At 73.6% G+C, this 15,905-nt stretch carries 12 protein-coding genes; all 12 read right to left on the bottom strand.

The genetic code is table 11. The features are described 5' to 3' along the window. Positions 1 to 311: 311 nt before the first annotated feature. The 12 genes from ACIO1C_RS33665 to ACIO1C_RS33610 all read right to left on the bottom strand — a co-directional run bounded on the left by ACIO1C_RS33665 (position 312) and on the right by ACIO1C_RS33610 (position 15,314). Complete coding sequence (locus tag ACIO1C_RS33665; protein WP_401871085.1) at positions 312 to 530, bottom strand: MbtH family protein; 219 nt, start codon at positions 528 to 530, stop codon at positions 312 to 314. 553 nt (positions 531 to 1,083) lie between these two features. Continuing rightward, positions 1,084 to 1,620 (bottom strand): flavin reductase family protein, encoded by a 537-nt coding sequence (locus ACIO1C_RS33660; protein WP_401871013.1) that lies wholly within the window; start codon positions 1,618 to 1,620, stop codon positions 1,084 to 1,086. Between the two features lie 28 nt (positions 1,621 to 1,648). Next, a complete protein-coding gene (locus tag ACIO1C_RS33655; protein ID WP_401871012.1) occupies positions 1,649 to 2,587 on the bottom strand; it encodes an alpha/beta hydrolase in 939 nt (312 codons plus the stop codon). Beyond that, complete coding sequence (locus ACIO1C_RS33650) at positions 2,584 to 3,789, bottom strand: LLM class flavin-dependent oxidoreductase (protein WP_401871010.1); 1,206 nt, start codon at positions 3,787 to 3,789, stop codon at positions 2,584 to 2,586. Before ACIO1C_RS33650 ends, ACIO1C_RS33655 begins: the two co-directional genes overlap by 4 nt. 3 nt (positions 3,790 to 3,792) lie before the next feature. Further along, positions 3,793 to 5,061: an acyl-CoA dehydrogenase family protein gene (locus ACIO1C_RS33645; RefSeq protein ID WP_401871008.1), complete on the bottom strand. Its 1,269-nt coding sequence runs from the start codon at positions 5,059 to 5,061 to the stop codon at positions 3,793 to 3,795. After that, on the bottom strand, positions 5,058 to 7,517 hold the full coding sequence (locus ACIO1C_RS33640) for a molybdopterin-dependent oxidoreductase (protein ID WP_401871006.1): 2,460 nt from the start codon (positions 7,515 to 7,517) through the stop codon (positions 5,058 to 5,060). Before ACIO1C_RS33640 ends, ACIO1C_RS33645 begins: the two co-directional genes overlap by 4 nt. Next, a complete protein-coding gene (locus ACIO1C_RS33635) occupies positions 7,514 to 8,653 on the bottom strand; it encodes an LLM class flavin-dependent oxidoreductase (protein ID WP_401871003.1) in 1,140 nt (379 codons plus the stop codon). Before ACIO1C_RS33635 ends, ACIO1C_RS33640 begins: the two co-directional genes overlap by 4 nt. A gap of 18 nt (positions 8,654 to 8,671) precedes the next feature. Beyond that, positions 8,672 to 9,877, bottom strand: coding sequence for an ABC transporter ATP-binding protein (locus ACIO1C_RS33630; RefSeq protein WP_401871001.1), 1,206 nt, complete (start codon positions 9,875 to 9,877; stop codon positions 8,672 to 8,674). Beyond that, the gene (locus ACIO1C_RS33625; RefSeq protein WP_401870998.1) at positions 9,874 to 10,902 is read right to left on the bottom strand and encodes an ABC transporter ATP-binding protein; all 1,029 of its coding nucleotides are present in this window, start codon (positions 10,900 to 10,902) and stop codon (positions 9,874 to 9,876) included. Before ACIO1C_RS33625 ends, ACIO1C_RS33630 begins: the two co-directional genes overlap by 4 nt. Beyond that, positions 10,886 to 12,652 (bottom strand): ABC transporter permease subunit, encoded by a 1,767-nt coding sequence (locus tag ACIO1C_RS33620; protein ID WP_401870995.1) that lies wholly within the window; start codon positions 12,650 to 12,652, stop codon positions 10,886 to 10,888. Before ACIO1C_RS33620 ends, ACIO1C_RS33625 begins: the two co-directional genes overlap by 17 nt. Further along, positions 12,649 to 13,731, bottom strand: coding sequence for an ABC transporter permease (locus tag ACIO1C_RS33615; RefSeq protein WP_401870993.1), 1,083 nt, complete (start codon positions 13,729 to 13,731; stop codon positions 12,649 to 12,651). Before ACIO1C_RS33615 ends, ACIO1C_RS33620 begins: the two co-directional genes overlap by 4 nt. Then, positions 13,728 to 15,314 carry an ABC transporter substrate-binding protein gene (locus tag ACIO1C_RS33610; protein ID WP_401870991.1) on the bottom strand — a complete coding sequence of 529 codons (1,587 nt, stop codon included), beginning with the start codon at positions 15,312 to 15,314 and terminating at the stop codon, positions 13,728 to 13,730. Before ACIO1C_RS33610 ends, ACIO1C_RS33615 begins: the two co-directional genes overlap by 4 nt. Between the last annotated feature and the right edge of the window lie 591 nt (positions 15,315 to 15,905).

Raw genomic sequence — 15,905 nt, 5'->3', positions numbered from 1 at the left:
CCGCGGCAGGCTCGAACCAGCGACGGTCATTCGGGCCGTCGTCCGGTGCGAGACCGCGCTTCCTTAGCACATTACGGACGGCGGCAGAGCGGGCCGCCGATGTTTTATGGACAGCGCATGAAGGGGACCTGACTTATGGATCGGACACGACCGATCTCCGACCATCCCTGATCGATTTTGCTCGGACGAGAGCAAGCTCGAAGGAGTCGGAGCTTCGGAGCCGCGCCGGCCGGGCCGGCCGGCCATCCTCGATGGCCCGACCACCTGGGCGGTCCGGCCACCTGGGCGGTCCGGCCGTCCGGCCGCCCGACCTACCCGGCGCTGTCCTCCATCGCCCGCACCAGACTGACGGGCCGCATGTCGCTCCAGGCGTCCTCGATCGCGTCCAGGCATTCCTGTCGCGAGCTTTCCGGTCCCTCGGCGCGCCAGCCGCCCGGAATGTCGAGACGCGCGGGCCACAGCGAATACTGTCCCTCGCTGTTCACCAACGCCACGAACCGCTCGGATTCGTCGTCGAAAGGATTAGTCACGGTCTTTCCCCCCACCTGTTCTCTGTCTTTCCACGGCGTGTTCATCAGCCTTGTCCCCCGTATGCCGTTCCGGACGCCACTTCTCAGCGACACCGTTCGGCACTCGACTCCCTCGCGGCACGATCTCAGCCACGCGGAGCGGCGATAACACCCCCAATACCGGCATGCACGGTAGACCGGGTACAAGTACCCCGCCTTCACCCGTTCACGCCAGTCACCTTAGAGGATCGCGACACTCAAAGACGAACATTTGCGCCGTTACTGACAAGTACTTGACCGGGGGCAATAAACGAGGTAGCCGAGGTCATATGCCAATCGGCACCAGGTGGCAGGTTCCAGCCAATCGATGCACCTTTTGACTGAATATCAACGAATGTAAATCAGTCATTTCGGCCACCCCGCGCATTCGCGAGTCCGCGGCGGGCCCCAATGCGCCTGGCGCGCGCCCCTCTCCTTTCGTGCCTCCGTTAAACGCGGTCAGTAACCGGACGAAGCACGCCCTGGGGCGTGCTTCGTCGGTCGCGGGGCGGGCTCGGGCGCTGTCGTCGTCGCGTCACTCCCCCGTCTGCGAGGGCAGGCGTACGGGCACGGCGAACGCGCCGTTGTGATGGACCAGGGCGTCCCCCTCGCCGTGCCCGCCGCCCGCGTCGATCTCGCCGACGACCAGGATGTGGTCGCCCACCCGCTGACGCAGCGTCACCCGGGCGGTGAGCCAGGCCGGTACGCCGTCCAGCAGCGGCAGCCCGTCGGCCTCCTCCGTCCAGGGGATCCCGTCGAAGCGGTCGATGCCGCTGCGCGCGAACTGCCGGGCCAGCGTGGTGTTCTCGGTGCCCAGTACGTGGACGGCGAAGCGGTCGGCGCGCTGCACGGCCGGGAACGTGGACGCCGTGAGACCGAGGCAGAAGGAGACGAGGGCGGGCTCCAGGGAGACGGAGGTGAAGGAGGTCGCGGTGAAACCGGCCGGGCCCGGGACCGTGATCACGGTGACCCCGGCCGCGTGCCGCCGCAGGGTGCGCCGGAGTATCTCGTCGCCGGTGGCGGGCACCGGCCCCTGGGCGACTCCGGCAGGGCGTTCGATGGACACGGTCATGCCGCTTCCCTTCCTACGAGGTGGTGGCTCACGAACGCGCGCCTTCCGCGCCTTCTTCGCCCTGTTCGGCTGCCGCGGCTTCGTTGCCCGCTTCTGCCTCTTCTGCTTCTGCTGCTTCTGCCTCTTCTGCGTCTGCTGCCTCTTCTGCTTCTGCTGCTTCTGCCGCGTCTGCTGCGTCCGCCGCGTCTTCCGCCTCTTCGACCGTGAGGATCGGGCGCCCGGTGGGATCCGCCCGCAGCCGCTCCAGCCACAGGACAACAACCGCCGCCGTGGTCCGGTGCGAGGCGTCGTTGAGCACGTCGTGCAGCCCGTCGTGCACCACCCCGAGCGTGGCGCGCGGCAGCCGGGCCGCCAGCTCCCGCGCCTGGCCCAGGGGCGTGATCGGGTCGGCCCCGCCGTGCAGGACGAGGGCGGGGACGGCGGGCCGCGCCTCGGAACGCAGCCGGTCCGGTACGGGAGCGTCGAGGCGTCCCCGTACGAACTCCTCGTCGTCGGTGAGCCGTTTGCGGTGCGCGGGGCAGGCGGTACGGGCCGCCAGCTCGGTCTCCCAGGGGCCCGCCGCGTCCCGCGCCACGCCGGCCGCCGGAACGGGCACGGTCGGTGCGGCCCCGGCGACAACGATGCCCGCCACCGGCAGCCGGGGGTCGGCGTCGGCCGCCGTGTGAAGCGCCTGGAGGGCGCCCGTGTCACTGCCGACAAGGATCACCGGGGCGACGGGATCGGGCCCCGCGGCCTCCGCCGCCCGTGCCAGGACGTCCTCGGCCCGGTCGCCGGGTGCGGTGGGGAGCGCGTGGACCCGGTAGCCGTCGGCGGCGAGCCGGCGCCCGAACCGCTCGTACACCAGGGGGTGTTCGCCCCGGCCCGGCAGCACGAGCAGCGTGCCGCGCGGGGCGATCCCTTCGGGCTGGTGCCAACTGCGCGCCGTGACGGGGGTGCTGAGAGCCGGGGCGCTGAACAGGTCGGTCATCGGGCGCTTCCGGCGGGGGCGAGAGCGGGCTCGGCCGACGCGGCGGCGGCTGCGGCCGCCTTGCGGTGGGCGAGTTCCTGGCGGACGAGCGGGAGCAGGTGGCGGCCGTAGTCGACGGCGTCGTCCAACGGGTCGTACCCCCGGATGAGCAGGGTCGTCACCCCGATGTCCACATAGTCGAGCAGGGCTTGGGCGACGGTCTCCGGAGTGCCCACCAGCGCCGTGGTGTTGCCTCCCGCGCCGGTCGCGGAGGCCGTCGGCGTCCACAGCGCGCGGTCGTGCAGATCACCCTTCGCGGCGGCGGCGAGGAGCCGCCGCGAGCCGGTGTTCTGCGGGCCGTCGGGGCCCTGGTGGCGGCGCGCCTGGGCGAAGAAGGGTTTGCCCGCACCGGACTTGATGGTGTCCAGGATGTGATGGGCGCGTTCCCAGGCGAGTTCCTCGGTGGGCGCGAGGATCGGGCGGAACGAGACGCTGATGCCCGGGAGTTCGGTACGGCCCGCCGCGACGGCCGCCGCGCGGACGGACGCGATCTGCTCGGCCGTCTCCGCGAGCGGCTCGCCCCACAGCGCGAAGGTGTCGGCGTGCTTGCCGCCCACGCGGTACGCGGCCTCGGAGGAACCGCCGAAGTAAAGGGGAATGCCGGACGCGTGGACGGGCAGGACCTCGGAGCCGTAGTCCTCGAAACGGTAGTGGTGGCCCTCGTGGCTGAAGGGCTCGCCGGAGGACCAGGCCCGGCGCAGGACGGAAAGGTACTCGTCGGTGCGGTCGTACCGCTCCTCCTTGTCCAGGTAGTCGCCGTCCCTGCGCTGCTCGACGTCGTTGCCGCCGGTGATGGTGTGCACGGCGACCCGCCCGCCGGTGAACTGGTCGAGGGTGGCGAAGCTGCGGGCGGCGAGCGTCGGCGCGATGAAGCCGGGGCGGTGGGCGACCAGCAGGCCGAGCCGTTCCGTGTGCGCGGCGACGTACGCGGCGACCTGGGCGCCGTCGGGCCTGCCCGAGCTGTAGCCGATGAGGATCCGGTCGAATCCGGCGTCCTCGTGGGCGCGGGCGAAGCGGGCGGTGTACGCCCGGTCGATCTGGGGGCCGCTGGGCGGCCTCGTCTCCGAGGCGTCCTGCGTACCGATCATGCCGATGAACTCGACGGAGTGCGGGGCGCGGGCGACGGGGGCGGGGGCCGGGACGGAGGAGCTCTGGTCGGTCATGGATCAGTTGCCTTTCGGTGCGGACCGGCGGTCGTGCGACCGCTGGTCGGACGGGCCGGGAACGTGGACACGGGCGAGTGCCTCACGGCCCGTGGTGAGGAGTACGGAGTCGTCCTGCGGGGTGTGGACCCGGCTGCACAGGACGTCCCGGTAGTGCCGCTGGAGCGGATTGGCCCGGGTCAGCCCGTGGTTGCCGGTCAGGGCGACGGCCTGTTCGACGGCGGTGATGGCGGCCCGGGTGGCGAGGACCTTGACGACGCCCGCCTGTCCGGCCGCCGTACGGTCGCCGTTGTCGACCCGGGCGGCGAGCGTGTCGACCAGGGTGTCCGCCCCGAACAGCGCGGTCTCGATCTCGCCCACGGCGCTCTGGAAGCGGGGCAGGGTGGCCAGCGGCGCCCCGAGGGACGTCGGGACACGTTCGTGGAGGAAGCGGGTGAGCCAGTCGCGGGCCGCTCCCGCCACGCCGAGGTACAGCGCGCTCAGCCCGAGCGCGTTCCACGCACCCGTCTCGGGATCGGGACGGGCGCCCGGCGTCTCGCCCGCCTCGGCGAGGCCGAGGACGTCGCCGAGCGGTACGGACACGGAGTCGAGGACCACGTCGTCGCTGCGGCTCGCGCGCAGGCCGACATGGTCCCAGGTCGGCTCGATCTCCAGTCCCGGGCTGCCCGCGCGCACGACGAACGAGCCGACGCGCACGGGGCTTTCGTCGGTCCGTGCGAAGACGAGCAGCCGGCTGAGGCCGACGGCTCCGGTGGAGTAGATCTTCCGTCCGGTCAGCAGCCACCGGTCGCCGTCGCGGCGCGCGGTGGTGGCGGGCAGGCCGCCCCGAACCGGACTGCCCAACTCGGGCTCCACGCGCAGAGAGTTGACGAGGGCGGGGCCCTCGGCCGACTCGCCGAGGAGGGCCGCGTACAGGGCGGGCGGCCAGCCACCGGGCGTACGGGCCTCGGCCGCGTGGGTGAACAGCGTCATCGCCGTGACCAGCGCGACGGCCGGGTCGCCCGCGCCCAGCGCGCGCAGGATGCGGGCGGTGTCGGCGAGCCCCGCGCCGGGGCCGCCGTGCCGGGCGGCGACGGTGGCGGTGAGCAGGCCGGCCCCGTGCAGGAGGGGGAAGGCCTCGGCGGGGAAGGACGCGTCGCGGTCGTGCTCGGCCGCGCGGGCGGCGAGGCTCTCGGTGACGGCGGGCAGCAGGTCGAGGCGCAGCGCTGGCAGCGCGGGGGCGCGGCCCTGGTCCGGGGTCCTGTTCGTACGGGTCACGGGGTCGCGGGTCACGGGGTCTCCGGCTGGTCGGGGTGCGGGTGGGCGGTGGGGCGGCGCGCGGCGCGCCGGTGGCGGGGTACGGCTCCGCCGTCGAGCAGGGGCGGCGGGCGCCGGACCGTCACCGGCGGGGGGTCGCCGGTGTACTTCTCCGCCTCGACCAGCGCGTGCTGGCCGGTGCAGCCCTGGGTGAGGCGGGAGGTGGGCACGTCGGCCGTCAGGGTGTTGGGGTTGCCGTGCGCGCACAACGGCGGCTGATGCGGGTCCTGTTGCGGTACGGGGTCGAACCACGCGCCCGTCGGCAGGCGCAGCACCCCGGGCCGTACGCCGTCGGTGAGGACGGCCCCGGCGAGTACGGCCCCGCGGTCGTTGAAGATCCGTACGACGTCGCCGTCCCGGATCGCGCGGGCCGCCGCGTCGGCGGGGTGCAGCTGGACGGCCTCGCGTCCGCTGACCTTGGCGCCCAGGCTCAGCGCGCCGACGTCGAACTGGCTGTGCAGCCGGGTGGCGGGCTGGTTGGCGATCAGCAGGAGAGGGTGGCGGCCGGCCGCGGGGCCGCCGGTCCACTCGTCCGGTTCGAGCCACACGGGGTGGCCGGGGCAGTCGGCCAGGCCCAGGGCGGCGACGGCCTCGGACGTGATCTCGATGCGTCCGCTCGGGGTGTCCAGAGGGTGGCGCACGGGGTCGCGCCTGAAGTCCTCGAAGAGCGTGAACTCAGCCGTCCCAGTGGGTAGTTCGTAGTCCCCCGCCGTCCAGAACTCCTTGAACTCCGGTACGTCGGTGCCGGTGGCGCGCAGTTCCTCGCGCCAGGAGCCGTACAGGTGCTCCAGCCACGCGCGCGGGGTCCGGCCCTCGGTGAAGCGCTCGCCGAAGCCGAGCCGGCCGGCGAGTCCGGCGAGGATGGCGTGGTCGTCCCTGGCCTCGCCGACCGGGTCGACGGCGCGGTGCATAGCGATGAGATGGGTGTCGCGCCGTCCGCCGCCGAGGTCTTCGCGCTCCAGCGTGGTGGTGGTCGGGAGGACGATGTCGGCGTGCCGGGCGGTGGCGGTCCAGTGCGGTTCGTGGACGATCACGGTGTCGGGCCGGCCGAAGGCGCGGCGGAGCCGTCCCAGGTCCTGGTGGTGGTGGAACGGGTTGCCGCCGGCCCAGTGGACGAGCCTGATGTCGGGGTACGTACGGGTCTCGCCGTCGTAGTCGTAGGTGTCACCGGGGCGGAGCAGCAGGTCGGCGATCCTGGCGCAGGGGATGAACTCCCCGACCGGGTTGGGGCCTTGGGGAAGATGGGGGAGCCGCAGCGGGGGTCCGTGGTCACCGACGTCACCCATCGAGCCGTAGCCGTGCCCGAACCCGCCGCCGGGCAGGCCGATCTGGCCGAGCATCGCGGCGAGCGCCAGGGCCGCCCAGACGGGTTGTTCGCCGTGCTGGATCCGCTGGAGGGACCAGGTGACGGTGACCAGGGTGCGGGAGGCGGCCATGCGGCGGGCGAGCGCGCGGATACGGGAGGCGTCGAGGCCGCAGATCGCGGCGGCCCAGTCGGCGCTCCTGGCGGTGCCGTCGGCGCGTCCGTCGAGGTAACGGGCGAAGGTGTCGAAGCCGGTGGTGCAGCGGTCGAGGAAGGCGCGGTCGTGCAGGCCCTCGGTGAGGAGCGTGTGGGCGAGGCCGAGCATCAGGGCCGTGTCGGTGGCGGGCACGATGGCGTGCCAGTCGGTGTCGAGTCCTTCGGGCAGGTCGGCGCGGAGCGGGCTGATCAGCGCGACCCTGGTGCCGGCCGCGGCGAGTGCGTCGAGGTGGCCGGGGGTGCGGTGGCGGGTGACACCGCCCGGGGTGACGTGGACGTTCTTGGCGGGGATGCCGCCGAACGCGACGATCAGCTCGGTGTGCGCGATCAGGGTGGGCCAGCTGGACGCGGCGCGCAGCACGGCCTGTGCCCCGGCCGCGCCGACGAGGTGGGGCAGCAGGACGAGCGAGGCGCCGAGGCTGTAGGAGTTGCGGGACGCGGTGTAGCCGCCGAACTGGGCCAGGAAGCGGTGGAGTTGGCTCTGGGCGTGGTGGAACCTCCCGGCCGAGGCCCAGCCGTACGAGCCGCCGAAGACGGCCGCCGGGCCGTGCTCGTCCCTGACCCGGGCGAGTTCGGCGGCCGTCAGGTCCAGCGCCTCGTCCCAGCCGATCTCGACGAAGGGCTCCTGGCCCCGCCGGTCGGTGGGTCCCGGCCCGTGTTCGAGCCAGCCGCGGCGCACGGCGGGGCGGCGCACCCGGGTGGGGTGGCGCAGCGCCCCGTCGATGTTGCCCAGCAGCGGGGACGGCGAGGGGTCGGCCGGGTGCGGCCGGATGCCGAGGTCACCGTGGGGCGTGCCGCCGGGGCCGCCCCCGGCGCCCGTGCCGGGGCGCACGCTGTACGCGCCCCAGTGCGAGGTCGTCGGGAGGGAACCGGCCGGCGGCGCGGCGGGACCCGGCGCGGGAGGGGAGGTCATGCGGGGACCTTGACCCGGCCCGCTCCGGTGCGCTCGGCGCCCGCGCGGACGAGGTCGATGAGTGTGCCGTAGTCGCGGGCGTCCGCGAGGGGGGAGAAGCCCCGGATGAGAAGGGTGGACACCCCGAGGGAGACGTAGTCGAGGAGGGATTCGGCGACCTGCTCGTAACTGCCCACCAGGGCGGTGGAGTTGCCCGCGGCTCCGGTGGTCCTCGCGATGGCGGTCCACAGCCGCTTGTCGTGGACGTCGCCCTGGGCGGCGTACTTCAGCAGTCGTTGGGAGCCGCGCTGCGCGGAGTGGTCGAGGTTGAAGGCCCTGGCCGTCTCGCCGACCCGTTCCTCGGTGAGCCGCAGGATCTCCCTGGCCCGCTCCCAGGCCTGCTCCTCGGTGGCGGCGGGGATGGGGCGCAGGCTCACGCTGAAGCGCGGTTCACGGCCGTACGGCGCGGCGGCGGCCCGTACCTCGCGGATCCGCTCGGCGATCCCGGCCAGCGGTTCGCCCCAGAAGGCGTAGACGTCGGCGTGCTTGCCGCCGACGCGGACGGCGTCCCCGGAGGCGCCGCCGAAGTAGACGGGGATCGGGGCGGCGGGGCGTACGGCGGAGAAGCCGCCCTTCACGCGGTAGAACTCCCCCTCGTGGTCGAAGGGTTCGGCGGAGTCCCACTCCTTGCGGACGACGTCGAGGAAGTCGTCGGTGCGTCGGTAGCGGGTGGGCTTGTCGCTGAAGTCGCCGTCGCGCGCCTGGTCGGCGTCGTCGCCGCCGGTGATGACGTGCAGGGCGATCCGGCCGGGGTGGAAGGCGTCGAGGGTGGCGTACTTGCGGGCGGCGAGGGTCGGCGAGACGAAGCCGGGGCGGTGGGCGAGCAGGACGCCGAGCCGTTCGGTGTGGGTGAGGATCTGGTCGGCGACGGTGAAGCCGTCGGGGCTCGCGGAGGAGTGGGCGACCAGGACCCGGTCGAAGCCCGACTCCTCGTGGGCGCGGGCCAGTTCCCGGAGGTAGCCGGGCTGGACGACCGGCCCCGCGGCCTGTTCGGTCTCCGTCTGGGTGGAGACGCCGTCGCGGCCGGTGACGGGGGTGCGGGAGCCGCTCTCGCTGGTCTCCTGGGTGGCGGCGATGCCGATGAATTCGATGGCCATGGCGGTGGGTTCTCCTGTTCAGCCGATACCGCCGCGCCAGGTGGCGGCGTGGTGGCAGGCGACGGTGTGGGACGGCCTGGACGGGTCGGATTCCCCTGCGGGGGAAGGTAGTTGTGTCGTGGTGGGTCGAGCGGTGGCTTGAGCGGCGGTTTTGAGGGCGGTTTCCGCGGCAGCTTGCGGGGCGGAGTGCGGGGCGGATTCCCGTGCGTCTCCGGCGGCTTGGGCGGTACGGGTGTCCTGGGCTCCGGCGGCCACGGGGGCGGAGCCGGGCTCCTCCCGGCACGCGGGACCCGCGAAGCGGCAGCGGGGCGCGAAGACACAGCCCTCGTCGTCGGGCCAGGGCGCACGGCCGGCGGCCCCGGCCGGGTCCGGGCGCAACTGCGCGGGCAGGAGACGGTGTTCGCGGCGCACGCTGGGCGCGGAGGCGGTGAGCAGGGCGGTGTACGGGTGCCTGGGGTGTTCCAGGACCTCGCCGATGGGGCCCTGTTCCACGAGCCGGCCGCGGTAGAGGACGGCGACCCGGTCGGCGATGCCCGCGAGCGAGCTGAGGTCGTGCGAGATGACGACGACGGCGAGGCCCAGTTCGCGGCGGAGCCGGTCGAGCAGGCTCAGGACGAGGTTGCGGTTGGAGGCGTCCAGGGCGCTGACCGGCTCGTCGCTGAGCAACAGCCGGGGGCGGGTGACGATGGCGCGGGCCAGCGAGACGCGCTGGCGCTGGCCGCCGGAGAGCTGGGCCGGGGTGCGCGGGCCGAGCGCCTCGGCGTCGAGGCCGACGAGGGTCAGGGCCTCGTCGGCCCGCCGCGCGCGTTCCTGGCGGGTGGCGGCGCCGACCGACGCGAGCGGCTCCGCGACGACCTGACGTACCGTCAACTCCGGGTCCTGGGAGCGGAGCGGGTCCTGGAACATGTACTGGACGCGGCCGGTGCGGCGGAAGTCCCGGAGGTCCCGGCGGTTCAGCCGGGTGACGTCGCGGCCTTCAAAACCGATCTCGCCCGCGTCGGGGCGCACCAGGCCGACGGTGGCGCGGGCCAGGGTCGTCTTGCCCGAGCCGGTCTCGCCGATGATCCCGAGGATCTCCCCCGCCCGTACCGTGAGGTCGACGCCCGAGAGCACCCGGGTGCTGCCCGCCCGGCGCAGGGCGGTGGCGCGGCGGCCGTACGAGACGGTCAGTCCGCTGATCTCCAGGAGCGGGGCGGGACTCTCCTGGGTGAGGACGGCGTTCATAGGGCGGCTCCGGAGGCGGCGGGACGCAGGCAGCGGGCGCGGCGCCCGTCACCCAGCTCGTACAGGGCGACGGGTCCGGCCGTGCACTGCGCGGTGGTGTGGGCGCAGCGGTCGGCGAAGCGGCAGCCGGGCAGGTCGGCGCCGGCCTCGGGCGGCCGGCCGGGGATGATGTCGAGTTCGCGGCGGCCCCACACCCCGATGGACGCGACGCGCAGCAGCGCTTCGGTGTAGGGGTGGGAGGGCGCGGCGAGCACCTCGGCGGTGGGGCCGTCCTCGACGATCTCGCCGGCGTACATGACGAGGATGCGGTCGCAGCTCTCGGCGACGACGGCGAGGTCGTGGGTGACGAGGAGCAGCGCGAGTCCCCGCTCCGCCCTGAGCCGGGCGAGCAGTTCGAGGATCTCGGCCTGGATGACGACGTCGAGGGCGGTGGTGGCCTCGTCGGCGATGAGCAGTTCGGGCTCGCAGGAGACGGCGATCGCGATGAGGACCCGCTGGAGCATGCCGCCGGACAGTTCGTGCGGGAACTGGTGGAAGACCTCGTCGGGCCGGTGCAGTCCGACGGCGCCGAACAGCTCGACGGCGCGGATGTGGGCGGCGGCCCTGGGCAGTCCGCGTCCGACGCGGAGCTGTTCCGCGAGCTGGCGGCCGACGGTCAGGGAGGGGTTGAGGTACGAGGCGGGGTCCTGGAACACGGCGCCGACGCGGCTGCCCCGGACGGCGTTCCACTGCTTGCGGGTGAGCGCGCTCAGCTCGGTGGGCGCGCCGGAGCCGGTGGCGCCCAGGGTGATACGGCCGCCGGTGACCTCGCAGCCGGCGGGCAGGACGCCGAGCGCGGAGCGGCAGGTCAGGCTCTTGCCGCTGCCGGACTCCCCGACCAGGCCGACGGCCTCGCCGCGGCCGAGCGTGAACGACACGCCCTGCACGGCGCGCGCGCCGCCCGACACGGTGACGTCGAGCCCGTCGACGGTCAGGACGGGGCCGGCGACGGCCGGCCGCCCCAGGGTCTCAGCCGGTGCTGACATGACGCTCCACCTCCTCACGCTGTTCGCCGCCGGACGTGACGGCACGGGACTCGTCGTACGACTCTCCGGCCCGGTCTTGAGCGGCGGCTCCGCCTCCATCAGCCACGGCCACGGCGGGCGCGGCCCCGTCGACCGAGGACGCCGACGGATCGAGAACCCGGCCCTCGCCCAGCTCCGGGACTCGGCCCGGGACTTGGTCCTCGGCCTGAACCCGCCCCCGGGCGACGGCCCGGGCTCGGTCTGCGGCCGGAGGGCGCACCTGGGCCTCGGCCCGCTCGGGGACCAGCTCCTCGGCCGGAACCCGGGCCTGAGATACGGCCGCGGGCCGCACCTGGACCTCAGCCCGGTCCGGGGCCTGGGCCCGCTCCTGAACCGAGGCCTGGCCCGAGGCCTGGCCCGGTGCCTGGGCCTGGGCCCGCTCCGGGCCCGAGGTCCGAGCCGGTGCCTGCGCCGACGCGGGTACGGACGCCGGCACCGGGGCCGAGTCACCCTCTGGGGCCACGTTCCGAACCGGAGCCAACGTCAAGGCCAGGGCCTGCGCCGGGGCCGATGCAGCAGGCCGGTCCGAGTCCTGGGCCCGCTCCAGAGCCGAGGCCTGGGCCTGGGTCCCGTCCGGGACCTGAGCCTCCTTCAGAACCGAACCACGCGCCCGCACCCATGTCGATGCCGGTTCCGACGCCGCTGCCCGGAACCCGTCAGGGGTTGAAGCACCTTCCCGGGCCGGGGCGGAGGCCTGGGCCTGGGCCTGGACCTGGACCGGGATGGAGGCCTGGGCCTTGGCAGTGGCCTGGTGGAAGGCCGAGGCCGGAGCCGGAGGCAACGCCGTCCGCTCCGCCCGGTCCCCGGCCGGAGGCCGTCCCGCCGCACCGGGCCTCGCCCCGCGAGGCACGCGCGGCGCCCGCAAACGCCTCGGACTCTTCGCGCGGACGGCGGCAGCCGCACCGCCGCTGTCGCGTACCGCGTCCGCCAGGATGTTCAGGGCGCCGACCGTGAGCATGATGGCCGCGCCCGGGATCAGAGGGGCCCAGGGCTGCTGGGACAGGTAGCCCAGGTCCGAGGCGAGCATGCCGCCCCACGTCGGGGCCGGCGGCTGGACGCCGAGGCCCAGGAAGGTCAGGGACGCGACCACCAGGAGCGCCTGGCCCACCGCCTGGGCCGTCGTCACCGCGACCGTCGGCAGGATCTTGCCCCAGACGTGGACCCGCAGGATCCACCACCGCGACGCGCCCATCAGCTCGGCGGCCTCGACGTACTGCGCCTGCTTGAGGCCCAGCGCGGCGGCCCGCGTCACCCGGAAGTACAACGGTGCGAAGAGCACGCCCAGCGCGAGCATGGCCTGGTGCATGCCGTTGCCCAGCGCGCCGACCACCGCGATCGCGAAGACCGTGAAGGGCATGATCATCAAAGTGTCGGCGGCCCGCTGCGCCGTCCATTCGACGGTACGGCCGAGCCACACCGAGGCGATGCCGGGCACGATGCCGAGCAGCATCGCGGCCCCGACGGCCTCCAGCGCGCCCACCACCGACCGCCCGGTACCGGCCAGGACCCGGCTGAGGACGTCGCGTCCCAGGTAGTCCGTACCGAGCAGATGCCCGGCGCTCGGACCGTGGAGCATGTCCGCGGGGCTCTGCGCCAGCGGATCGTGCGGGGCCACGGCTCCCCCGGCGATCGCCAGCAGGGCCACGACGGCCAGCACGGCCAGGGCGATCCGCGCGGACCGCAGCCGCCACGTACGGCGAAGGGTCCTCATGACGCGCCCCCGTCCGCGGCGGCCCGCCGCCCGGCCGCCGCGCCTCTGCGCGCCGCCGGATTCAGCGCCGCGAGCGCCGCGTTGACCGCGATGTTGGCGATCAGCACCACCACCACCGTGACCAGCAGCGTCCCCTGGATGACCGGGATGTCGTGCTGCTCGGCCGACTGGAGGGACAGCTGCGCGATGCCCGGCAGATTGAAGATCTTCTCGGTGACCACCGCGCCGCCCAGGATCACCGGCACGCTCAGCCCGAGGACACTCAGCGCAGGCCCCGCCGCGTTGCGCAGGACATGCCCGAACAGCACCCGCCGCGACGAGAACCCCCGCATCTCCGCCCCCGTCACATAGTTCTCGCGCAACGCGCCGACCAGCGACGTCCGCAACTGCCGTGCGAGGGAGGCCGCGGCGTCCAGGCTGAGCGCGAACGCGGGCAGGATCGCGTACCGCAGCCACTCCCCCGGGCTCTCGCCCAGCGGTACGTACCCTCCCGTCGGCAGCGCCCCGAGCTGCACCGCGAAGACGACGATCAGCACGATGCCGATGAGGAACGGCGGCAGTGTGGCCAGCACCGAGCAGACGAGCGTGACCGCCCGGTCGAACCGCCCGCCGTTGTCCAGCGCGGCCCCGATCCCGGCCCCGCCGCCGAGCAGGACGGCCAGCAGGAGCGCGAGACCGGCGATGGACAGGTCCACCGGCAGCGCCTGGGAGATGCTGTCGGCCACCGGCGCGCTGGTGAACCAGGACACCCCGAGGTCTCCGGTGAGCGCGTGCCCGAGCCAGCTCAGGTACTGCGCGTACAGCGGCCGGTCGAGGCCGAACTCCGCCTGCATCCGGGCGATGTCGGCCGGGGTGGCCTGGTCCCCGAGCACGGCGGCCGCCGGGTTCGCGTCCGACAGGGCGCCGAGCGCGAAGGTCAGGAGCGACGCCAGGACGAACACGGTGGCGGTGACGGCGAGCACCCGGCCCAGCGAGCGCGGCGCTCCGGACAGCCGGCGCCGCAGCGGCGGGAGCCAGGAGGGCCGGGCCCCCTCGGGCGGTGACGGCCTGGCCGCCCCGGTCAGTACGGGGGCGGTCACGCGACGGTCACCCCCTCGAACCGCTGGACGACGGTGTACGCGGGGATCTCCGACACCTTGGTGTTGCGGGCGAGGATCCGCGGCACGGTGTAGAGGAAGACGTTCGGCATGGTCCGTACCGCGATACCGGTGGCCTTCTGGAGCACGGCCGGGTACTCGGCGGCGTCGAGCGGCGTGCGGCGCACCACGTCGAGGGCCTTCTCCAGCTCGGGCGAGACGGTACGCCCCGGGTTCATCAGGCCCTCCTTGCCGAAGAGCACCTGGAAGGCCTGGGTCGCGGAGTCCCGCCCCGCGAACTGGTCGACGAAGAGCGCCTTGCTCCGCTGGATGTAGACGAGTTGGGTCGCCTGGGTCTGGGGGACGGTGTCGATCGTGACGTTGATGCCGACCTTCTTGAGCTGCGCCTGGATCAGTTCCGGCACCCCCTCGGGGATGGAAGTGGAGAGGGTCAGGTCGAGCCCGTCGGCGTGACCGGCCTTCGCCAGCAGCCGCTTGGCCTTCTCGGGGTCGTACGGGAAGAGCTTGTCGAGCGCGTCGTCGTGACCCGCGTACCCCTGGGGGAAGGGCTGGACGGTGACCTCGCCGTGCCCGAAGGCCGCGGTCTTGAGCAACTCCTGCCGGTCGATGGCGTATTTGATGGCCAGCGCGACGTCGGGGTCGTCGTTGAAGGGCGCCTTGCCGAGGTTGAGGTCGAGGACGGCGACCACCATGGAGGGGATGACCTGGACCTCCAGGCCCGCGGCCTTGGCGGCCTCGACCTGACTGCCGGGAATCTGGGCGACGTTGTACTGCCCGGAGGTGAGCGCGGCGACGACCGTGGACGCCTCGGGAAGCGGATAGATCTCGAAGTTCTCGACCTTGATCCGGCCCGCGTCCCAGTAGGCCGGGTTGCGCCGCAGCACGGCCTTGGCGTTCTGGACGTAAGAGACCAGGGTGTAAGGACCGGAGCCCGCGGGCTTGGTGGCGATCCCGGCGGCGTCGCTCTCGAAGACCTTGGGGTTGACGATCATGCCGGTCTTGCCGGCGAGGAGGGCCGGTATCTGGAAGTCCGGTGCGGCGAGGGTCAGCCGTACGGTGCCGGGGTCGACGGCGGTGACGTCCTTGACGCCGATGAGCTGGGAGGCGATCAGCGACTTCGCGTAGTCACGGCCGCGTTCGATGCTCTTCTTCACGGCGGTGGCGTCGACGGGGGTCCCGTCGCTGAACTTCTGGCCCTCGCGCAGGGTGAAGGTGACGACCGTGCCCTCCGCGTTGTACTTCCAGGAGGTGGCGAGCGCCGGGACGGCCTTGCCCGTGAGGTCGAGCTTGGTCAGGCCCGCGTAGACGAGGGAGAGGGAGTGCACGTCCCAGCCGGCGGACGAGGTGACCGGGTCCCACGAAGTGGGCAGTGACCAGCCCCACTTGAGGGTGGCGGTCCGGCCGCCCGCGGTCGAGGCGGACCCTCCGCCGCAGGCGGTGAGGGCCAGCGCCGCGCCGGCGCCGAGCGAGAGCCCGAGGAAGGACCGCCGCCCGGGACCGGGGCGGGACGGAGTTCCGGGCAGCGAAGGGGCGGGGCTGCTGGTGGAGGGGCGGAGGATCGGCATGGGAGCGCCACCTTTCTCGGCCGTACCGGAGCGTTCGGGTACGCGGGCGGGCCTGGACGCCCGGTCGGGCGGCCCGGACAGAACGGGACAAGGACACAAAAGAACGCAGAACGAAGAAGTCGGGAGCAAGCGGCGAGGAGGCCGGGGCCTGCCGGAGACACGCGTCAACAACGGTGTGGGCGCGGGGCGTTGGCGTGAGGTGTCGGCGCGGACGCCGGAATCGGGAGCGGGGCGGCCCGGCCCTGGGCGCGGGAGGGTTCGCGGGTGTACGGCGCCGGCCGCCGCGGCACTGGGACGGGGCGGCGCCGGGAACTCCGGTCGCGGGGACGCAGCGCGTGGGAAGAGATCGCCCCCGGCCGGGTACGCCCCGGGGGCACCGCCGTCGCGGTGCGGGGAACGAGCCACGGCCAGTCCGGCCGATCCCCCGCGGATCAGCTCACGGCTGGTCCGCCGGAAGGGCCCGGGACAGGGCCGGAGTGCCGAAGGCCTCAATCAGCGGGCCGGTTCGGCGGTCGGGTCAGCGACAGAGGGCGCTGGAAGTGCGCCGGTAATCCACGTAGCGGCAGACCACACCGGGGTGCATCGAATGCA

The sequence above is a fragment of the Streptomyces sp. NPDC087420 genome (genome assembly GCF_044744165.1).
Classification (GTDB): domain Bacteria; phylum Actinomycetota; class Actinomycetes; order Streptomycetales; family Streptomycetaceae; genus Streptomyces.
This window is presented reverse-complemented; position numbering and strand designations above follow the sequence as displayed.